Consider the following 20964-nt stretch of genomic DNA (forward strand, 5'->3'; position numbering starts at 1 on the left):
ACTAAAGGACTTTTACTACCCTTCCTCTAATTATTCTCTCTTTTAATATTATATTGTTAACTCCAATTGGTAAAGTATTTATTTTGTAAAAATTTTTTAAAACTTCTATCTCCATTACTTTTACTTTAATTACAAATTTATCTTCACAATTAATTACCAAGTATTTACCTTTCTCGAAAGGGAGTTTAGAGAAAAAAACAAAGGAATTTGGTGGAAAATCCCTAACAACCCCAATTATTTCTCCTTTTCTCACTTTCTTATTCAAATAGTTTGCATATTTTGTCTTTTTTAAATCATTAATAGTTAAATTTTCTAGGGAGATCTCCCTTCTAACAAAATTATCTACATCAAAAACTATATAACCAGATTTCTGGGACACAACTAAATTCTGGAATTTTTCCTGGTTAAGCTTTTGAATTTCCTTAGAAATATTATCCAACTTATTTAAATAATCCTTCCTCATATCTGATAATTGTTTTATCTTCTTTACAATATCATTATACTCATCAAAATTTCCCTTAAAGGCTTTTATTCGCAACTCATCTATATAAAGATTTATTTTCTCGCCTATATCATCTAAATTCTCTAAAATGTCTTTGTATTTGTTTTCTAACAAACTTATCTCAGAATAATTCTCTTTCGAACTATTTTCAATATATCCCACAACTTGGCCTATTCTTATTTTTTCCATATCTGCAAGCTTTGATCTAAAAATCCCATCAGAGGGGGCTTGGAGGATCTGTTCATCAAAAATGAATATTCCAACAATCTCATTATCGTCTCTATTCCTTAGCACCAAAACAATACCAAAAACAATTAGGAAAGCACATAATAAAAGTAAAATTCCTTTAAACTTATTTCTTCTTTTTCTGTTGTGGATTTTATAAAAATCCTCTCTATACATAGCTATCTAATAAAAATGTATCCTAAATTTCTATTCAAAGTTTTATCCCTTCTAAAAGAGTAAAATTTTGAGTTACAAAAAGTACATATATCTGAAATCTCTATGTTTGAATTTGGAATCTCTTCTTTACCAAATTGATATTTAACCAATTCTATCAGATCATAAAAGGTTTTATTCTCCCTTTTTATTATAAAATTGCTATATTCCCTTGGAAGCTGATTTATGAAATCTTCCTTTACTTCAAAACAACAAGCATGAATACTTGGACCTACACTCAAAAAGATCTCTCTACTTTCTACATTATAAGAATTTTTTATAAACCTAATAACCTTCAAAGGGAAATCTCTTATTGATCCTCTCCACCCTGAATGAACTAAACCTACAAGCCTAATTTTGGGAACATAAATATAAATAGGCATACAATCTGCAAAAAACATAATTAAAGGTCTCTTTCTTTCTTGAGTAAGTAATGCATCAGTTTTATATGCAATCTTAGGGAAAAATTTGTTCTTCTCTTTCCCAACTAAATATATTCCATCGCCATGTACTTGGTCTGCAAAAACCCAATTTTTAGGATGCATCCTTATTAGATAGAAAAAACTAAAATAATTAGGGAGGTAACGAAAACTAATTTTAAAAGGAAAAGAAAAGGGGTAAGAAACAAAGCCATGAGATATCTCGGGAAAACTATTTAAGAGTCTTGATCTCCATATCATATACATACCCCACAAACCTTACAATTTTTACTACAAGCCATAGTCAATTTACCCTCATAAGCTCTTTCTCTTTCTCGCCACAAATAATCTCTTTTTACTCCCGTATCTATAACATCCCAGGATAATTTATCACTCCTACCTTTTTCTTTAAGATAACCTAACAAAAGATCTTTATTGTTTCTCAAAATCTTATTAAGAATTTTAACTGAAATCTCCTTATTTTCGTATACTTCTCTCCAAAGAGTATTCAAATTTCTATCTCCTCTACTAAATACTCCTTGCCAAAAACTCCAGAAATAATCTTCCATCTCTATTTTTACCTTTTTTATTTCCCGTAGTTTTTTTAACAGAAATCTTTGTTTTTCTACAATATAATCTTTGTCTTTCATACTTTCCCATTGGAATGGAGTATGGGGTTTAGGTATAAAAGTAGAAAAACTTGCTGTTATTTCCAACTTAGGATTTAAGCTTCTTATTTCCTTTATTAACGAATAGATCCCTTCTATATCTTCTCCACTCTCTGTAGGAAGTCCAAGCATAAAATATAACTTTAAGGTCTGAACTCCGTAACCTTTTAACTTATCTACAAAATTCAAAATATCTTCATTTGTAAATCCCTTATTTAAAACCCTCCTCAAGCGATCAGTTCCTGCCTCAGGAGCTATAGTTACAGTCTTTTGTCCTGATCTTTTAATTAAATCAAGCAAATCTTGATTAATATCCTCGAGCCTTAGCGAGGAAAAGGAAAAAACTAATTCTTCATTATCCGAATTATTAACGAAGTCTTTGAGGTTCAAAGAAGGATCAACAGCAGGCACTATAATACCAATTCTAGGCATAAAATCATAAAAATTCCTCAGTTTCTTATTTATTATCTCCATCGAAGAAGATCTATATGGCCTATAGAAATAACCAGCAAGACAAAACCTACATTGATATCTACAACCTCTCACCAACTCACACAAAGCCATGTTTGAGAAAACAGCATTTTCCGATATTATAGGAGAAACCATAGGATCATTTTCAAAATTGAGATAAATCCTTCTCTTAATAGGCAGTTTTTGATCTATAGATGGAATATAAATTCCTTCTATATCTTTTAATAATTCAAAAAACTCTCTTTTAGTTAGTCCCTTTTCCTTCTTCAAAATGAGAAAATCTGAAAACTCTCTTACAAGCTCTTCTCCCTCTCCTATAAAAAGAATATCAAAAACATCTGCAAGTGATTCGGGATTTGCACTTAAAGCTATTCCTCCACCTACAATTAGAGGGTAAGAATCATCTCTCTCATAAGAAAATAAAGGTATATTTTCATTCTTTAAAATATAGATAACATTTAGGAAATCGAGTTCAAAACTTACAGAAAAGGCTAAAACATCGAATTCAGATGGGGACTTAAAACTCTCTATGGAATATACTCTAAAATCCTTTCTCTTTTTCCAATCCTCAGGGATGTAAGCTCTTTCGCAGATTACTCCTTTGCACCTATTAAAGATCTCATAAATACCTATGTACCCAAGATTATTTAAACTAACAGAGTACTTATTTGGGTATATTAATAGTATACTTATATCTCCGCCCTTCTTTGTTAACTTAAAACCCTTTTCTTTTTCTCTAAGACTGATTATCTCCTTTTTTATGTTCCAGTTCAATTAACTTCTTTCTCCTCAAAATTGCAGGTATATCCAGATCTTCTTCCGAAATACTTGTATAGTCTTTTCTTTTAGCCTCGCTTTCTCCTTGATACAAGGTTTCTTCTTGATGATCAAAACCAGTAGCAATTAAGGTAACTTTTATTGTATCTTTCATATTTTCGTCTATAACTGCTCCAAACTTTATATTTGCTTCAGGATCTACCCTAGGAGTTATAACCTCCGCTATCTCTTCTACCTCATGGATTGATAAATCTAAGCCACCAGTAACATTAAATATTACTCCTTTAGCTCCATTAATGGAAAAATCTAAAAGTGGACTTTGTAGTGCATTTTGAGCAGCTTCTTTAGCTCTATTTTCTCCTTTACCAATACCTATACCCATGTAAGCTGTGCCAGCTCTTGCCATTATAGCTTGAATATCTGCAAAATCTAAATTAATAAGTCCTGGAACAGTGATAAGCTCAGTTATACCCTGTACTGCTTGCTTTAGTACCTCATCTGCCTTTTTAAAAGATTCAAGTATTGGAGTATTTTTATCTCCAATTTTTAATAACTTATCATTAGGAATGATAAGTAAAGTATCTACTTTATTTTTTAATTTCTCGATACCTTCCATCGCATTAACTCTTCTTTTTCTTCCTTCAAAACTAAAAGGTAAAGTCACTACTGCAATTACAAGCTTAGCTATTTCTTTGGCTATCTCTGCGATTATGGGAGATGCACCTGTACCTGTACCACCACCCATTCCAGCTGTGATAAAAATCATATCAGCTTCTTGAAGTACATCCTTAATTATGTCTCTACTTTCAATAGCAGCTTTCTCACCAATTTTAGGATCACCACCTGCGCCAAGACCTTGTGTAATTTGTTCTCCAATTTGAACTTTATGAGGAGCTTTATTCAATGCCAAAACTTGAACATCAGTATTTACTGCAATAAATTCAACTCCTTGAATTCCAGCCTCAATCATCCTGTTAATAGCATTTCCTCCCCCTCCGCCAACTCCAATTACCTTAATCTTAGCTTTAACCTCATCAAATCTATCCAAATCATTTGATAAAATTGAGAACAAGGTAATACACCACCTTCCCCTGCATTATTCTTTAAAAGGACTAAATATATTTTTAAATATTTCCTTTAAATAGTCAAGAAACTTTTTACTACCTTCATCTATAGTGATTGTTTTTACAGCCCTTTCCAAAGCTCCCACAGCAGAAGAATAAAAAACAGCATCTTTTTCTTCAAAAATATTATAAGTCTTGAGTGTACGACAAACCCTCACAGGTACCCCTAAATATTCTTGAGCAAATTCTTCTAACCCATCCAACAATGCAGTACCCCCTGTAATTACAATTCCACCTGGAACTAACTCTATGGGAGAGTTTAGCTCCTCTAATTTTTTTAAAATAAAATCCAAAATCTCTTCAACTCTTGGTTGAATAATTTCTCTAACCTGAGATGTGGTAATTTTAATTCTTCTTTGTTGTAGGGATAACACTTCTAAAGACTCTTCTCTATCTTGTCTAAGAGTACCTAATATCTTCTTAGCTCTCTCAGCTTCTTCTGTTGGTATTTTCAAGGTTATTGCAATATCTTTCGTAATTCTTTCCCCTCCTAATTTTAATATTCCAGTTGCATATAGATAACCTTCCCTGAAGACTGCAAGATTTGTCAAATCTCCACCAATATCCACTAAAACCACACCTAGTTTTTTTTCTTCATTAGTAAGTACCACCTCTGAAGCAGCTATCTCCTGTGGAATAAAACCCTCTATATTTACCTCTGCTTTTTGAAAGGCATTTATAACATTCCTAAGTTGAACTTTATCATGAGTTACCAATAATAAATCCGACTCAAGTCGAGTCCCCACCATTCCAACAGGGTTAATAATACCATTTTGTCCATCGAGCCTAAAACCTCTTACTACATGATATATAACTTCTCTATCATCTGGAATTGAGGTTGCCTTTGCTGCTTCAATAGCCCTTCTAACATCAGCTTCTGTCACTTCTTGTTCTCTACTTTTAACAATAATCATCCCTCTACTGGGTACAGCTGTAATTTTTTCACCACTTATAGTAGCTATCATTCTTGGAGGAACTCTTATTCCTGCTATTTTTATTGCTTTTTGCACTGCCTCCTTTATACAATTACTAGCTTCTTGGATATCATTAATAACTCCATAGCTGATACCTCTTGAAGGTATCATAGAAAAACCAATTAATTCTAACTCCTCATTTTTATCATTTAAGTTGGCAATTACTACTGCGATTTTTGTAGATCCAAGATCAATAGCTCCTATTAAATCTGACATTTAATTTCCTCCAATAAAAGGAATACGAAACCTAAAATCTAAGCTCTTACCTTTTAAATCAAAGTTCTTTATAAGGTAAATGACATATTTTTTCTTTTCTTGATAATCTTTAATATTAAGTTTCAAGATAAACTGATCTCCATAAATTTCAAAATATTTATCATAAAATTTGATTCTTCGAATTTTAATAAAATTAAAATTATTTAGAATATCCTTAATAATACCTATATTGTTTGTTCCTTCTACTTTTATTGTATCATCAAAAGGCAAATATTTCTCCATTATTACAAACTTTTGATTATAATAATAGTTCTTATTGTCAAACTCAACATCCAAAAGAGTTTTTGCATCTTCATATTTTATATATATTCCCCAGGGTATATAATGTGCTTTAGTAATAACGAGATTATATTTTCTCTCTATTTTAGGGACTATTGACTTAACAAACAAAATATTTTTAAACCTCAAATCATTTACCATTTTATTCAACAAATCACTATTCCTTTTATCTAAACTTACATAAAAAATCCAAGTTGAAGATAAAATTATTAAGAAAAACAAAAAAATAATAAAAAGAAATGAAAACTTTCTCATGCTACCAAAAGATAATTTCTGGCTCTAAATCTATTCCATAAACCTCCTTTACCTTAGTTTTTACAATATCAATAATATTTAATACATCCCTACTTCTTGCCCTTCCGAGATTGACTATTATGTTTGCATGCTCATGAGAAACCATAGCATCACCAATCCTAAAACCCTTAAAACCTAAACTATCAATAAAATATGCCGCAGGCCCTTCTTTTGAATTCTTAAACACACTACCAGCTGAGGGATATTTTGGAAGTTTTTTGTTTCTTTCTTGGATAAAAAATTTGATCTCTTTTAAAGCACTTTCTTTAGCTTTTCTTTCCAATTTTAAGATTATCTTTTTCAGAATCCAATTTCTAGGAATGTTTGAGCTTCTATAATTAAAAGTAAGTTCTTTTTTGTCCAAAAATCTCTCTTCTAAATTCTCATCTATCACGTATACTCCTTCCACAAACTCGCCTACTGATCTTCTGAAAGCTCCAGCATTTCCCATTACCGCTCCTCCTAAGGTCCCAGGAATACCTATCATGAACTCAAGTCCCCCCATGTTCTTCTCAAGCACAAAAGAAAGTAAAGTAGAAATTAAACATCCAGATTCTACTTCCACATGCTCACTATCAATTACCTCAATTTTTCCGAGTTTTTGATTTAACTTAATAACTGCTCCCCTTATTCCCTCATCGGGAACAAGAATGTTAGTACCTTGTCCCATGATCCTTATTGGAAAATTGTGTTCCTTAAGAGTTTGAATAATAAAAATAAGTTCTTCCCAAGAATAAGGTACGATAAATAAGTCCGCTTTTCCCCCTATTTTAAAGGAAGTATAGGAGGATAAATCAACATCTCTATAAATTTTAGACTTAAAATTATATCTATTGAGAATATTCCACATTAACATCTTTTTTGCCTTGAGCCAGTAAAGCTTCTCCTACTTTCCATACATTACCAGCCCCAAGAGTAAGTAGCAGATCACCATCTCTCAAAACACTTTTTACTTTTGTGGCTGCCTCAACAATGTCATTCACAAGATATATTTCAAGCTCAGGATACTTCTTTTTTATCTCGTCATAAATATTCCTACTACTAACCCCAGGAATAGGCTTTTCTCCTGCAGAATAAATCTCCATTAATATAACCACATCGCTTAAAGATAGAGCATCGGCAATCTCTTTACTCAAAAAATATGTTCTTGTATATCTATGAGGCTGAAAGACTACCACTAGTCTTCTGTTGTAAAGTCGTAAGGTTTCCAACGTAGCTAATATTTCGGTAGGATGATGGCCATAATCATCAAAGACTAAAACATCATTTTCAATCACACCTTTAAACTGAATTCTTCTTTGAACCCCATGAAATTTCTCAAGAGCTTTAATGGTTTGCTCAAAATCTAATCCTAGAATATAAGATATGCCAATAGCAGAAAGAGAGTTTAATATATTATGCCTTCCAGGAACCTTTAATTTCACTCTACCCAATTTTACATTTCTAAAATAAACATCAAACTCCGAGCCTGATGAGTTTAAGACTATATTATCTGCTGTAAAATCAGCATTAGAAAAACCATAGGTGTAGTATTTTTTATCCTTTATTTTGCCAATTATATCCCTTATATTTTTACAATCTAAATTCAAAAGCACATACCCGTCTTCAGGCACCTTTTCAATCACTTTTAAGAAAGTGCTTTTAATATTTTCTATGTTCTCATAATAGTCAAGATGATCGTTATCTATATTAGTTACTACTAAAATATAAGGATTTAATTTTAAAATAGATCCATCACTTTCATCACCCTCAGCTACCAAATATTCTCCACTTCCAAGTTTTGCATTTCCCCCTATATCTTCAAGCTCTCCTCCTACTATTATTGTTGGATCTGTTTTATTATTCTCCAAGACTAAAGCTATCATAGATGTGGTTGTAGTTTTACCATGAGCTCCCCCAACAATTATGGACTTTTTTTCTTTAGTTAATTCTGCCAGAAGATCACTTCTATGTAATATGGGAATATTCTTACTCTTAGCATATACATACTCTTCGTTATCGGGAGGAATTGCTGAAGATACTACTACTACATCTACATCATTTATATGTTCAGGACTATGTCCTCTATAAATTTTGACTCCTTTTGACTTGAGTCTTATGGTAGAAATGTTCTCTTGGATATCAGAACCAGATACTTCGTATCCCTTTTCTGCACATATATACGCCAAAGCACTCATCCCAGTACCCGCAACTCCAATAAAATGGATTCTCTTACCATTTAGCAATCTAATTCCTCCCTTCTAATTTTTCTAAAAGAAGATTCCAAAAATTTTCTCTTCCTGTGGCAATAGAGATCTTTTTACATGCTTCAGAAGCCTCAGCAAGTCTTTTTTCATCATTCCATTTATCTAATAAATGTAATAATTTCTGAGAACTTAACTGATCTTCCAAAAGTAGCTCCCCACCCCCTACTTTAACCACCAATTCAGCGTTATATTTTTGATGATTGTCCTTTGCATATGGATAAGGTATGTATATGGCTGGAAGTCCAGCTATCAGAAATTGAGAAATCGTAGTAGCACCTGCTCGACTTATAGCAAAATCAGCACCACATATCGCAAGCTCCATATTTCTAATAAAAGGAACTGGATTATATCCTTTTTGGATCCATTCCTCTATAGGTATCTCTTCTATGTACCTTACATAATTTTTTTCCCCTATCTGATGTAAAATTTGCCATCCCTTATCTAATAAATAGGGTATAATTTTTTTAACCTCATAATTTATTTTCATTGCCCCCTGACTTCCTCCAGTTATGAGAAGCAATTTCCGATTCTCATCAAAACCTAATTCCTTTTTACAACTCGCCTTATCCATTGTCAATAACTCAGTTTTTACAAAGTTTCCAGTAAGGTAAACTTTACTTTTATCTCTAAAATACTCCCTTGTTTCAGGAAAGGAGATAGCAACTCCTTCTGAAAACTCATAAAAAAGTTTTGTTACTCTCCCTGGAACAACATTTTGTTCATGCAAAAAGAAGGGATATTTTTTAACAATAGAGGCAATAATTACAGGCACTGTTATATAACTACCAAAAACCACTAAAATATCAGGTTTAACCTCATTTAATATCTTTATAGCATCACTTATACTTAAATAGTAACTTAGCTTTTTAACATCGGAGCTTCTTGAAATATTCAAGCCGTAAAAATCGTATTTACCTCTTATCAAGCCTTCCTCAAAACTATCTTTTCTCCCCACAAAACTTATTTTCCAATGAGGAGCTTTTTGAGCTATATAATCAGCCATATTTAAAGCAGGAATTACATGTCCTCCAGTGCCACCAGCTACAAACAAAATACTGATCATTTTTTATCACCCGAAATTGCAATTTTCATAAGAAGTCCAACTTGTGCCCAATTAATCATCATCGAAGATCCTCCAAAACTTAAAAAAGGTAGCGGTAATCCCATCACGGGTAAAAAACCTAAATTCATCAATATATTTAATGATATTTCAACACACCAATAAACTAATATACCCATGCTTAAAAGTCCATAAAAGGTATCGATTTTTACAGCCTTTAAAGATAGGTTAAAAACACTTAACATAAGGAGAAAATATAATATCAAGATCACTGTACCTGCCATTAAGCCTCCTTCCTCAAATATTACTGGAAATAAAAAATCATTATAAGCTTCAGGAATATAAAATTTCAATAACCCTCTCCCCCATCCTTTACCAAAAAATCCTCCATCCTTTATGGCCTTTAAAGCCTGTTCTTGTTGGAAAGTTTTAAAAAAAGGAATTCCCTTGTTAAAAACTAACCTCTCTTTTCTATATTCACCTGTTAATGCTCCAAAAGCGAATATCAAAAATATTATCAACAACATTATTAAAGTTTGCTTTATATCCATTTTTGAAATAAAAAGTATAACAAAAGTAGAAATAAAAAAGAGAACCACCATACTCATATTAGGTTGGAAGTAAAGAATTACAGATATAACAAAAAGAAATAGAATAATCCAAAAAAATCTCACATCTTCAATCTTGTTCTTTTCACTATTTGAAGACAAGAAACTTGCCAGAAATATTATCCAGGAAAATCTTAAAACTTCCACAGGCTGAATCTGAATAGGACCTATCTCAATCCATCTTGCAACATTCCTTGAAACCTTTCCAAAAGGTGGTACAAATACTAAAGTAAGAAGGAAAATAGAGATAATTAAAAGCAAAAGAGAATTTTTACGCCAAAATGCTAAAGGAAAACCACTTATGATGAAAGAAATCCCAATAGCAAGAGGTAAATAAATGAGTTGATGTTGGAAAAAGTAAGAAGGATTATTTAAAATCATACTTGCCCATTTCCAACTTGCCGTATGGATAATGGGAAGACTAAGTAATGATAGAATAAGTGCTAAAATAAATATTAATCTATCATATCTTTTCATGTTTTAATCTCTCAAAAACCTCATTAAAAACTTTACCTCTTTCTTTATAATTTCTAAACATATCAAAACTAGCACAGGCAGGAGACAGCAATATCACATCTCCAGGTTGTGACATCTCATAGGCCTTCTTTACAGCACTTTCTAAAGAATCAGAAAGTACGTAAGGAATATCATATTCTTCAGAAAGATTTTTCATAACCTCTTTAGTCTCGCCTATTAATATCAGAGCCTTAACTGTAGTTTTCTTTATATTTTCAAAAAGCTCTTGAAAATCAAAATTCTTATTTCTTCCCCCAAGAATAAGCAATATAGGAGAATTTATGCTCTTAATAGCCGAAATTGTGGATATGGGATTTGTTGCCTTTGAATCGTTAACAAAAATCCTTCCATTAATTTCTCCAATTTTCTGAAGGGCAAAAGGAATACCTTGAAACTCCTCTCCCGTTTTTTCAATAACCTCTTCCCTCACTCCTAATAATAGTCCAACTAATGCGGAAGCCATGAAATTGTTTACCAATATCCTATTCCAAATACCCTTTGGAATATTTAAAAATCCCCTTCTATCAGAAAGATTGTAAAATATTTTATTTTTATCTTCTTCATAGAATAAACCTTCTTCCTCATGTTTATTAAATCCAAAGAATAATTTTCTAACTTCATAGTGCTTAGCTAATTTAACAATTTCCTCTTGATCATGATTTAAAATCGCATAATCTTCTTTTTTCTGATTCATAAATATACGTGCTTTTGCCAAGATATACTCATCCATATTTGAATATCTGTCTAAATGGTCAGGATAAATATTAATAAATAAAGATATAAAAGGCCTAAATTCCTCAATGTCCTCAAGCTGAAAACTACTAATTTCAAGCACAAAGTACCCCTCTTTCAAGTTTTTTACTACACTGACAAAAGGTAGACCAATATTTCCAGCAACTATGTTAGGTATATTAGCGTTTTTTAAGACTTCTCCAATTAAAGTAGTAGTTGTAGATTTTCCTTTAGTTCCAGTTACAGCTATTATGGGAACTTCAGAATACCAATAGGCAAGTTCAATCTCGCTTATAACTTTAATACCTCTTCTTTTTGCCTCGATATAAATAGGATTTGTCTTAGGTATACCTGGGCTTATCACAATGAGATCCACATCACTTAATATTTCCGTAGGATGTCCTCCAAATATATATGATATATCATTCTCCTTAAAGTAATTTATTAAGTTCTTAAAATGTTCCTCTTCTTTATAGTCATTTACTATAACTTTTACCCCTTCATCCTTAAGAAATTTTGCAGTACTTATTCCACTTTCTCCAAGCCCAAGGACTAATACTTTTTTCCCTTTTAGCTCCAATACCATAGAACCAATCCTCCTATAATAATCAATAAATGAATAATATAAAATCGCCAGACAATTTTAGTCTCTTTCCATCCTTTAAGCTCAAAGTGATGATGAATAGGACTCATTAAAAAAATTCTTTTCTTCTTCCATTTATAAAAGAAAACCTGAATGAAAACAGATAATGACTCAATCAAGAATATACCACTTAGGAATATAAGCAAGAGTTCCACTTTATTAACCACAGAGAGAGAAGCAATAAATCCTCCCAAAGCAAAAGCCCCTACATCACCCATAAATATCTCTGCAGGATGAGAATTAAACCATAAAAAGGCCAACAAAGCAGTAATCATTAAAGAAATTTCAAGAGCAATTTTTTTAAAATGAAAACTGTAAACAAGAAGAAATATAAGAGTTACCAGAGAGGTGCCTCCTGCAAGGCCATCAAGCCCATCAGTAAGATTTATAGCATTAGGAACTGCAATAAGAATTATAAAGAAGAGAAAAATGTATAAAATACTTGAATCTATAATAAGATGTGACCCCCAATAAATTTTATAGTCATGAGGAGAAAAAACATATAGAATCAAAGTTATTATAAAAGAAAGAAAGATTTTCCTTAGAGGTCTTATACCATAATCTTTATTTTCCATAAGTTTTAAATCATCAACGAGTCCCAATAAACCAAACAAAATCGTGGAAAGAGAAATAAAAAATGTCTCTTTAAAAAATAAAAAGGGAAAAACAGCCAATATGAATACTATACCCCCCATAACAGGAGTTCCTGATTTCTGAAAATGAGATGAAGGTCCCTCTTTTCTAATATATTTGCCAATACCCTTATTTCTTTGAAAATTTATCCAATACTTAAGAATTAACAAAAACACAAAAAATGCAACAAAATTAATACTTAACAGAGCAATCATACTCATCCTCCAAAAACTTAACAAAGTCTTCCATGCGCATCGCTCTAGAACCTTTTATAAGAACAGTATCTTTTGGTTGTAGACTCCTTCTTAATATGCTCTTTATTTCTTCTGGATTATCAGACCAGTGAACCTTCGACCAATCAATTTTTTCAAATTCATCTAACGCTTTTTTCATCTCTTGTCCGTAAAGTACAATCACATCAATATTTCTCTTTAAAACTTCCTCTATCACCTCTTTGTGCCCTTCAATACTATAATTTCCAAGCTCAAGCATATCACCAAGAAGTGCTACTTTTCTCCCCGGAACATCTAAAAGTTCAAGATACTCTATAGCAGTCTTCATAGAGTCAGGATTAGCATTATAAGTATCATCAATAATCACCAAACCATCCTTATTTCTTTTAACATCAAGTCTCTGTTTTGGTAAAGTAAAATCAAAATCTTCTTTTACTCTATAGATACTTTCTGGAGAAATACTCCACAAAACCAACAAAGCAGAAAGAAGATTCCTATATATGTTAAGAGGATAAACAGGAAGAGAAAGAGTCAATCTTTTCCCATCAGGAAAATATAATCCTAAAGTGTAACTTTCTTTACCTTTGTCCAAAATCAATCCTCTAAGATCGCTTCCCTCTTCAAAACCAAAAGTATATTTCTTGATATGCAGTCTTTCATAAATTTTCATAGAAAAAGAATCATCTCTATTTAAAATTGCGATACCATCCTCTTTTATATAATCAAAAATTTCTGCCTTTGCCTCCATAATAGCTTCTCTTGACCCCAATCTACCTATATGAGCCCACCCAATATTAGTTATCACTCCAATATCGGGTTCTGCAATTTTACTAAGCAAGCTTATTTCACCTTTACCTCTCATAGCCATTTCCAACACTAAAAAATCCACATCTTTTTCTGCCTCTAAGATGCTTAAGGGAACTCCAATTTCGTTATTAAAATTCTCCTTACTTACATAAACTTTACCAATTAACTTCAAAAGTCTACCAACTAAGTTCTTAGTAGTAGTCTTTCCAGAACTGCCAGTAATCCCAATAACTTTAGCGTTTAATGTTTTTAAGTAATAGTTAGCAATATCCTGCAAGGCCTTTAAAGTATCTTGAACCTTTATTATAAAAGCCTTATCTTCTAAATTAACATCTCTACTTACTATTACTCCCTTTGCTCCCTTTAATATGGCGTCTTTCACAAACTCATGTCCATCAAACTTCTCTCCCTTCAATGCAATAAAAACGTCATCCTTTTTAATATTACGGCTATCAGTACTTATAGAATCTACCTTATCTTTAAAATTTCCTTTTATTAAAATTCCTTTAGTAGCCTTTAATATATCTTCTACAGTTAAATTAAGACTCATTTTTTAACCTCTCTAGAATATATTTCTTGGCTACTTCTTGATCACTAAAAGGAATCTTTGTGTTCCCAATTATTTGATAATCCTCATGTCCCTTACCCGCTATTAATACTGAATCTCCTTCTCCAGCTATCTCAATAGCCTTCTTTATTGCTTCTTCTCTATTTTCAATCACAAAGTAATCCGATCTTCCTACTCTCCTTATACCCTCTTCAATCTGCCTTATAATTTTTAAAGGATCCTCCGTTCTTGGATTATCAGAAGTAACTATGACTATATCTGCAAGCCTTGCGGATATCTCCCCCATTTTGTCTCTCTTTGTAGGATCTCTATCTCCTCCACAACCAAAAACCACTATAACTCTACCTTTTGTAAATTCTTTAACAGTCTGTAAAACGTTAAAAAGCCCATCAGGAGTATGAGCATAATCTACAATCACATCAAAATTCTGTCCTTCTCTTATAAGCTCAAGTCTTCCCTTTACACCTTTAAAAGTAGAAAGAAATTTAGAAATATCCTCTAAAGGCTCTCCTAATCCAATAAGTACGCCTACTGCAAAAAGAATGTTATATATATTGAACTTTCCCTTTAATTTTGTATCAATTATCAGATCACCTAAAGGAGTACCTATCTCAAGAAGCATTCCATTATTAGTATTTTCATGCTTTTTTAAATATAGATCTCCATTTTTAAGAGATACCCAGAAAACTCTTCTATTTGGAAGAGAAATTCTTCCTGTCCATTCATTGTCTCTATTTATTACTGCAAATCCTCCATCCTCCAAGTAATTAAAAATTTTTAACTTTGCCTGAAAATATTCTTCCATAGTCTTATGAAAATCAAGATGATCTTGAGTCAAGTTAGTAAACACTGCTCCCTTTAAGGATATCCCATCGACTCTTTTCAAAGCCAATGCATGAGAAGAAATCTCCATGGCTAAAAACTTAACTTCTCTATCTACCATCTTCCTTAAAATTTCTTGAAGGTCCTGAGGTTGAGGAGTGGTAAAATTGGAAGGATAAGACTCATCATCTATTTTATACTCAATAGTACCAATTAAACCAGACCTTATACCTTTACTTTTCCAATAATGATATAACAGGTTTGTAGTAGTAGTTTTTCCGTTAGTACCTGTAACTCCAATGATATTTAGATATTTAGAGGGAAAATCATAAAAATAAGAAGAAACCTTACTAAGCACATCCAATATTTCTCTTACTCTTACTAAAGGTACACCATAAATATTATTAACTTCTCCCTCAAGAAATACTGCACTTGCTCCTTTTGAGATAGCATCACTTATATAATTCTTTCCATCATCTTTTGTCCCTGGAAGAGCAAAGAAGATATTGCCCTTTCTAACTTTTCTTGAATCTGTAGCTATACCCGTAATATTTAAATCAACATCACCAATAACTTCAATAACATGGTCTTTTATGTATTCAACTATTTCTTTCAGTTTCTTCAATTTATCATCCTCCCATATATTGCCAGTCTTTTAACTATCTCTCCAAAAAGTGGCACCACTGTCTCTGCCGCAAATCTACCTCTCTTGGGCTCTTCTAACATAATTAGAATACTATATTTTTTATCCTCTAAAAAGAGATAACCTATGAAAAAATGATTATATACATCTAAATAACCTTTTGCTGTAGAGACCTGAGCAGTACCAGTTTTACCTGCAATATAGTATTTTAAATTAGAGAGCCTCTTAGCTGTACCCTTTTTAATTACCTCTGTCATTAACTTTAATACCTCTTCTGAAGTTTCTTTAGAAAATACTTGCCTTAATACCTCCTTTTTAGAATCTTCCATATTCTCTCCTATGCCCTTTATCAATCTTGGCTTTAACAAACTCCCTTCATTAGCAAAAACACTAAAAACCCAAAGCATTTTTATAGGATTTATAGCAAGACCATGTCCAAAACCAATTGTTCCCCTATTTACTATACTTCTTTCAATGTCTGGAACTATCGAATCCTTATCCATAAATTTAATATCCATAGGAATAGGATTATTAATTTCCATTAATCCAAAGTACTTATTCCAAACCGAGAAAGGAATTTTTTGGGCAAGATGATAAAAATATATGTTACAAGATTTAACAAATGCGTTCTCTAAGTTTACTATTCCGTGAGGTTCTGTACACCTCACTCTATATCCCTCTTTAGTAATCTCCTCACCACCGCAATAAATAGTTTCCAAAGGATTTACTATTCTTTCTTCTATAGCAATACCTGAAGTAATAATTTTGAATAAAGATCCGGGCTCGTAGAGAGAATAAAGAGGAGATCTAATATTTTGAGAACTTTTTATTATATCTGATAAACTTGCATTTACATCTATATCAGGTAAAGAAGAGAGAGCTAAGATTTCCCCTGTATTAAGATCCATTATCCCTATAAATCCACCTTTAGCCTCATATTCTCTAATGTAATCCCTAAGATATATTGAAACTATTTCTTGAAGATTTTTATCTATGGTAAGATAAACATTCTTTCCTTGGTTTAAATAGTTATCTAATAAAGCCTCTAATCCATATAATCCCTGAGAATCTACTCCTACAAAACCTAAAAGATTGGAAGTTCCAATCTTTAATGGATAGGACCTATAATTTTCCTCTATTACAAAAATTTTCTTTCCATCTATATATTTTTTTACCTTGTTATACTCACTTTCAGAAAGAATTCTTTTGATCCAAACAAAGGTTGTTTTTGAACTTAATTTAGTTAGAATATCATTTTTAGATAAATTTAATCCCTTAGACAATATATCTGCGATCTTATTTCTTTCTAAAGCATTAAAAAGAGAAGGATTTGCAGCAATAGAATTTCGCTTTACATTAAAACTCAGCTCATAACCATTCCTATCCAAGATAAGCCCCCTCTCAAGAGTCGGACGCAAAAAGAGTTTATTCTCAGATCCGAAAACTTGAGAATAAATAATAAATCCCTCTATAAAAATCAAAACCAAAATCCATAACGTAAAAAATATTCTTAATCTTAATACGCTCATTCAGTTCATTACTATCTCTCTAAGCTTGACGCATAATATTTTTCTTTACTTATTTCTGATATCTTTCCATCATAAATTCTAAATTCTACCACATTTTTGGGATAAGTTAGACCCATCTTTAAAGCTTCCTTTTCTATCTTTTTGAGATCTAAGTTAGATTGTATATAATTCTCAAGATAGGTTTTCTCTCTCTCCAACATATCGATTTCACTACTAACTTTCCTTATCTCATTTCTTAGTGCTGAAACTTTTACATTTAATAAAACTGTACTTAGAAAAAGAAGAAAAAAGAAAATAATACCTAAAACTTGTTTCAAGAATTTTCCCTCCTTTCCCCCACCCTTAATTTGGCACTTCTTGCCCTTCTATTTTCCTTTATCTCTTCTATAGATGGCTTTATCACCTTTTTACTAACGGGAAGAATTTTGTCTGAATAAGACTTAAAGAAATTTTTAACAATCCTATCTTCCAAAGAATGATAAGTTATTACCACAATTCTTCCTCCTATGGACAAAATAAAAGGAACCTGTTCCAAAGCTCTTTTAAAGATATTCAACTCATCATTTACTGCAATTCTTAAGGCTTGAAATACCTTTGTGGCTTCGTGTCTTCTTCTTCTTGGTATAACCTCATCAATTACTTCTAAAAGATCTCCAACATATGCAAACTTTTTATCTTTTCTCCTTTCAACTATTTTCTTTGCAAGCTTTTTTGATAAAGGTTCCTCTCCATACTCCCAGAAGAGGTTTGAAAGTTCTGATTCGCTAAAAGTATTTAATATATCTGCTGCAGTTAGAGCAGTATCTTTAGAATATCTCATATCCAAAGGTTCTTCAGGTCTCATAAAAGAGAACCCTCTTCCACTCTTTTCTATATGAAAAGAGGAAAAACCAAGATCAAATAAGATTGCATCAATGAATGATAAATTCAATTCTTTTAAAATATTTTGTAGATTATCATAGGTTGTATTGAACAATACAAAATTACCTGCTATCTTACTTAATCTCTCCCTTGCCAATTTAAGCACTTCTTCATCTCTATCTATACCTATAAGAAGTCCTTCTCCTCTCAATTCTCTTAAAATCTCACTACTGTGTCCTCCAAGACCCAGAGTAGCATCTACAACTATCTTCCCTGGAGATAGATTTAAATAGTGAATAACTTCTTTTAACATTACCGGTTTATGAATGCTTTCTACTTCTTCCATAACTCTGCCACCTTAGAATTTATTTCATTCATATTCTCTAAAATGTTCTCCTCTTTATTAAACTCTTCCCACTTTTCTTTTGCCCAAATTTCTATATGCTTACCAGCACCAATAATTACTACCTCTTTGGAGAGCTCTGCATACTCAATTAAAAAAGATGGAATAAGAATTCTACCTAACTTATCAGTGGTAACTTGAATAGATCCAGAAAACCAGAATCTACAAAGCTTTCTCATTAAATTGTCTGTAGGTGAAAAGCTACTGATTATCTGAGAAAAATTATTCCAGTCTGTAATAGTATAAATATTTAGACATCTTTCAAAACCACGGGTAAGATAAAAGGTCTCCCCTAAAAGCTGTCTAAAATCATTAGGGATAATTAGCCTTCCCTTTTCATCAAGCGAATGATAATATTCCCCAACAAACAATTAAATTTCCCCCACTTTTTACCACTTTTTACCACCTTTTACCACGAGTATATCACAATACTTAACAAATAAAAAAACGAGTTTTTTAAGGATTAATCTATGTTTTAAATAACAGGGGGTAAGCTGATTTAACTTTTGTTTAATTTTTGTTTAATAAAAAGAGGAGGAAGAAGCAGATCATAAGCCGAATTCTGTTCCCCATATAGGGGCGGCAACCATCTATCTAGGGCAAGAATTACTTCTTGCCTCAAGCGGCCAACCCGAGGGTCGGCGGGCCACCTCAACCCCTCCTATTTGGCCTTGCACCGGGTGGGGTTTGCCAAGCCAGGAAGGTCACCCTTCCTGCTGGTGAGCTCTTACCTCACCTTTTCACCCTTACCCAGGGTAAAGAACCCTAGGCGGTCTGTTTTCTGTGGCACTTTCCTTCAGGTCGCCCTGACTGGGTGTTACCCAGCACCCTGCCCTGTGGTGTTCGGACTTTCCTCGGAATCTTTCGATTCCGCGGTTGCCTGATCTACTTCTTCCTCCTCGTATAATTTGGTCCAAGGTACAACTTCAAATCCTCTTAAACCTTCTTTTCTAACAATTTTCCAGTAAGGAACTTCATAGGTGATTCTTTTCTCGTAACCACATTCGCAGTACATAATCTTTTCTTCAAGCCCATTTTCAAAAGGAGTTGGTGCCTTTAATAACTTATATCTTGTAAGCAAAATTTTTCCACACTTAGGACATTTAGGCGTAGTAAGATATTTTATTAGCCTATCTGCAAAGTACAATATTAATAGAGCACCTACTATAATAAGAATAGCTTCCATACTCTATGTCACTCCATCCATAAAATTCTACCACAATTTGGACAATTTACAATCTCACCCTTCTTTACTTTCTCAAGAACCAATTTAGGAACTGCTATTTTACATCCTTCACAGACATCTTTATTAGTAATCCTTGCTATTGCCCTATAATTTTTTTGCTTTGACAATTTATCAAATTCTTCCAAATCATTGTTAGGAATTTCCTTTTTTCTATTTTCGATCTCTATACTTAAATTTTCCATTTCTTTTTCTATTTCTTCTATGCCCTTTTCATATTCCTTTACTTTTCCTTCAAATACTGCCTTAAGCTCATTCAATTCTTTTTCTAATTCTTCCTCAATTTTCACCTTCTCTTCAACTTCGATCATTAGATTTAAAACCTCATCTTCGATCTTCGAAATCAAATTTTTTAGATTTTCTATCTCCTTTTCCATATGCATCACTTCTTTAGGACTCTTCAAAACCAATATTCTTCTTTCTTCATTCTTAAGCTTTTCTCTTAATAGTACAAGTTGGTCCTCTTTTTCTTTCTGTTGATCTCTTAACTTTTTAATCTGTCCTTTAATATCATTAAGACTTTCTTCTTTCAGTTTTATTTCTTCCAACTTTTCGCTCTTAAAAGTATCAAACTCTATTTGAAGATTTTTTAAATTTTTTTCAAACTCTCTGTATTTTAACTGTAGATCCTGTACTTCTAACAATTTTGGAATTGTTTCTCTCTTCATAATAACTCCCTTCCTAAGGATATAATAAATATCTTGTTTTATTTTAGATAAAATAGGACAAAAAGAAAAGCATAAACTTTAATTATTTCAACTTTTAATTTTTCAGCCATAACTTCTAAATAATCTGCAATTCTTTTTAATTCTTTCCTTATCCCCACAAGTTCTTCTAAAATCTTCTGAAATAACTCTTTATCATCCATACTTAAACCCCCTTTAAGGGATAAGTTGTAAGGTCTTACACTCTGACTCTGATCTTTAAAAATCACCCTTTCTATATTATCTTTTACTCTGTCCTACCCGTCAATGTAGCGAATTTGCAAGACTAATAAATCTTTTCTTATGAGATTATGTTTAAAAACCTTTTAATCCTCAACTTAGATAGCTTTTTTCACTACCTGAGAAGTTAAGGTAAGTAAATTAAAAACAAAAAAGGAGCAGGGGTTTTCTCCCTGCTCCTCCGTCAATATTGACTTATCCCAATTATTACTTCACTCTTCCAGTATTTTGATTATCATGATGGAACTTAG

Annotated in this window: 20 protein-coding genes and 1 other RNA gene; all 21 read right to left on the reverse strand. The window is 32.1% G+C overall.

Annotated elements, in window-relative coordinates:
• Position 1 precedes the first annotated feature (1 nt).
• Positions 2–904, reverse strand: a complete 903-nt coding sequence (locus tag DICTH_RS05430; RefSeq protein ID WP_012548436.1) for a hypothetical protein — start codon at positions 902–904, stop codon at positions 2–4.
• A gap of 2 nt (positions 905–906) precedes the next feature.
• Positions 907–1620, reverse strand: a complete 714-nt coding sequence (locus tag DICTH_RS05435) for a polyphenol oxidase family protein (RefSeq protein ID WP_012547546.1) — start codon at positions 1618–1620, stop codon at positions 907–909.
• Entirely contained in the window at positions 1617–3272 is a 1656-nt protein-coding gene (locus DICTH_RS05440) for a radical SAM protein (RefSeq protein ID WP_012548632.1), read from the reverse strand. Before DICTH_RS05440 ends, DICTH_RS05435 begins: the two co-directional genes overlap by 4 nt.
• Positions 3235–4347, reverse strand: a complete 1113-nt coding sequence (gene ftsZ, locus DICTH_RS05445) for a cell division protein FtsZ (RefSeq protein WP_012548060.1) — start codon at positions 4345–4347, stop codon at positions 3235–3237. The genes DICTH_RS05440 and ftsZ overlap by 38 nt, the downstream gene beginning before the upstream one ends.
• A gap of 24 nt (positions 4348–4371) precedes the next feature.
• Positions 4372–5589, reverse strand: a complete 1218-nt coding sequence (ftsA, locus tag DICTH_RS05450; RefSeq protein WP_012546979.1) for a cell division protein FtsA — start codon at positions 5587–5589, stop codon at positions 4372–4374.
• Positions 5590–6039 (reverse strand): hypothetical protein, encoded by a 450-nt coding sequence (locus DICTH_RS05455; RefSeq protein ID WP_236608250.1) that lies wholly within the window; start codon positions 6037–6039, stop codon positions 5590–5592.
• Between the two features lie 145 nt (positions 6040–6184).
• The gene (murB, locus tag DICTH_RS05460; protein WP_012547126.1) at positions 6185–7072 is read right to left on the reverse strand and encodes a UDP-N-acetylmuramate dehydrogenase; all 888 of its coding nucleotides are present in this window, start codon (positions 7070–7072) and stop codon (positions 6185–6187) included.
• Positions 7053–8447: a UDP-N-acetylmuramate--L-alanine ligase gene (murC, locus tag DICTH_RS05465; protein ID WP_012547911.1), complete on the reverse strand. Its 1395-nt coding sequence runs from the start codon at positions 8445–8447 to the stop codon at positions 7053–7055. The genes murB and murC overlap by 20 nt, the downstream gene beginning before the upstream one ends.
• 1 nt (position 8448) lies before the next feature.
• A complete protein-coding gene (locus tag DICTH_RS05470; RefSeq protein WP_012547088.1) occupies positions 8449–9531 on the reverse strand; it encodes a UDP-N-acetylglucosamine--N-acetylmuramyl-(pentapeptide) pyrophosphoryl-undecaprenol N-acetylglucosamine transferase in 1083 nt (360 codons plus the stop codon).
• A complete protein-coding gene (locus DICTH_RS05475) occupies positions 9528–10613 on the reverse strand; it encodes an FtsW/RodA/SpoVE family cell cycle protein (protein WP_012548775.1) in 1086 nt (361 codons plus the stop codon). The genes DICTH_RS05470 and DICTH_RS05475 overlap by 4 nt, the downstream gene beginning before the upstream one ends.
• Positions 10600–11970 (reverse strand): UDP-N-acetylmuramoyl-L-alanine--D-glutamate ligase, encoded by a 1371-nt coding sequence (gene murD / locus DICTH_RS05480; protein WP_012547007.1) that lies wholly within the window; start codon positions 11968–11970, stop codon positions 10600–10602. Before murD ends, DICTH_RS05475 begins: the two co-directional genes overlap by 14 nt.
• Positions 11955–12875: a phospho-N-acetylmuramoyl-pentapeptide-transferase gene (mraY, locus tag DICTH_RS05485; protein ID WP_012548103.1), complete on the reverse strand. Its 921-nt coding sequence runs from the start codon at positions 12873–12875 to the stop codon at positions 11955–11957. The genes murD and mraY overlap by 16 nt, the downstream gene beginning before the upstream one ends.
• The gene (locus DICTH_RS05490) at positions 12853–14250 is read right to left on the reverse strand and encodes a UDP-N-acetylmuramoyl-tripeptide--D-alanyl-D-alanine ligase (RefSeq protein WP_012547953.1); all 1398 of its coding nucleotides are present in this window, start codon (positions 14248–14250) and stop codon (positions 12853–12855) included. The genes mraY and DICTH_RS05490 overlap by 23 nt, the downstream gene beginning before the upstream one ends.
• Positions 14240–15715, reverse strand: coding sequence for a UDP-N-acetylmuramoyl-L-alanyl-D-glutamate--2,6-diaminopimelate ligase (locus DICTH_RS05495; RefSeq protein WP_012547717.1), 1476 nt, complete (start codon positions 15713–15715; stop codon positions 14240–14242). The genes DICTH_RS05490 and DICTH_RS05495 overlap by 11 nt, the downstream gene beginning before the upstream one ends.
• Complete coding sequence (locus DICTH_RS05500) at positions 15712–17262, reverse strand: peptidoglycan D,D-transpeptidase FtsI family protein (protein WP_012548630.1); 1551 nt, start codon at positions 17260–17262, stop codon at positions 15712–15714. Before DICTH_RS05500 ends, DICTH_RS05495 begins: the two co-directional genes overlap by 4 nt.
• Before the next feature lie 11 nt (positions 17263–17273).
• Positions 17274–17579, reverse strand: a complete 306-nt coding sequence (locus DICTH_RS05505; RefSeq protein ID WP_012547614.1) for a hypothetical protein — start codon at positions 17577–17579, stop codon at positions 17274–17276.
• Positions 17576–18469, reverse strand: a complete 894-nt coding sequence (rsmH, locus tag DICTH_RS05510; RefSeq protein WP_012548650.1) for a 16S rRNA (cytosine(1402)-N(4))-methyltransferase RsmH — start codon at positions 18467–18469, stop codon at positions 17576–17578. The genes DICTH_RS05505 and rsmH overlap by 4 nt, the downstream gene beginning before the upstream one ends.
• Positions 18457–18897: a division/cell wall cluster transcriptional repressor MraZ gene (mraZ, locus tag DICTH_RS05515; RefSeq protein ID WP_012547095.1), complete on the reverse strand. Its 441-nt coding sequence runs from the start codon at positions 18895–18897 to the stop codon at positions 18457–18459. Before mraZ ends, rsmH begins: the two co-directional genes overlap by 13 nt.
• Positions 18898–19062: 165 nt before the next feature.
• Positions 19063–19418, reverse strand: an RNA gene (gene rnpB / locus DICTH_RS09760) — RNase P RNA component class A.
• Between the two features lie 302 nt (positions 19419–19720).
• Positions 19721–20437, reverse strand: coding sequence for a zinc ribbon domain-containing protein (locus DICTH_RS05525; RefSeq protein WP_012547371.1), 717 nt, complete (start codon positions 20435–20437; stop codon positions 19721–19723).
• Positions 20438–20475: 38 nt separating this feature from the next.
• Positions 20476–20637, reverse strand: coding sequence for a hypothetical protein (locus tag DICTH_RS10060; protein WP_012546988.1), 162 nt, complete (start codon positions 20635–20637; stop codon positions 20476–20478).
• Between the last annotated feature and the right edge of the window lie 327 nt (positions 20638–20964).

Source organism: Dictyoglomus thermophilum H-6-12, assembly GCF_000020965.1.
Classification (GTDB): Bacteria; Dictyoglomota; Dictyoglomia; order Dictyoglomales; family Dictyoglomaceae; genus Dictyoglomus; species Dictyoglomus thermophilum.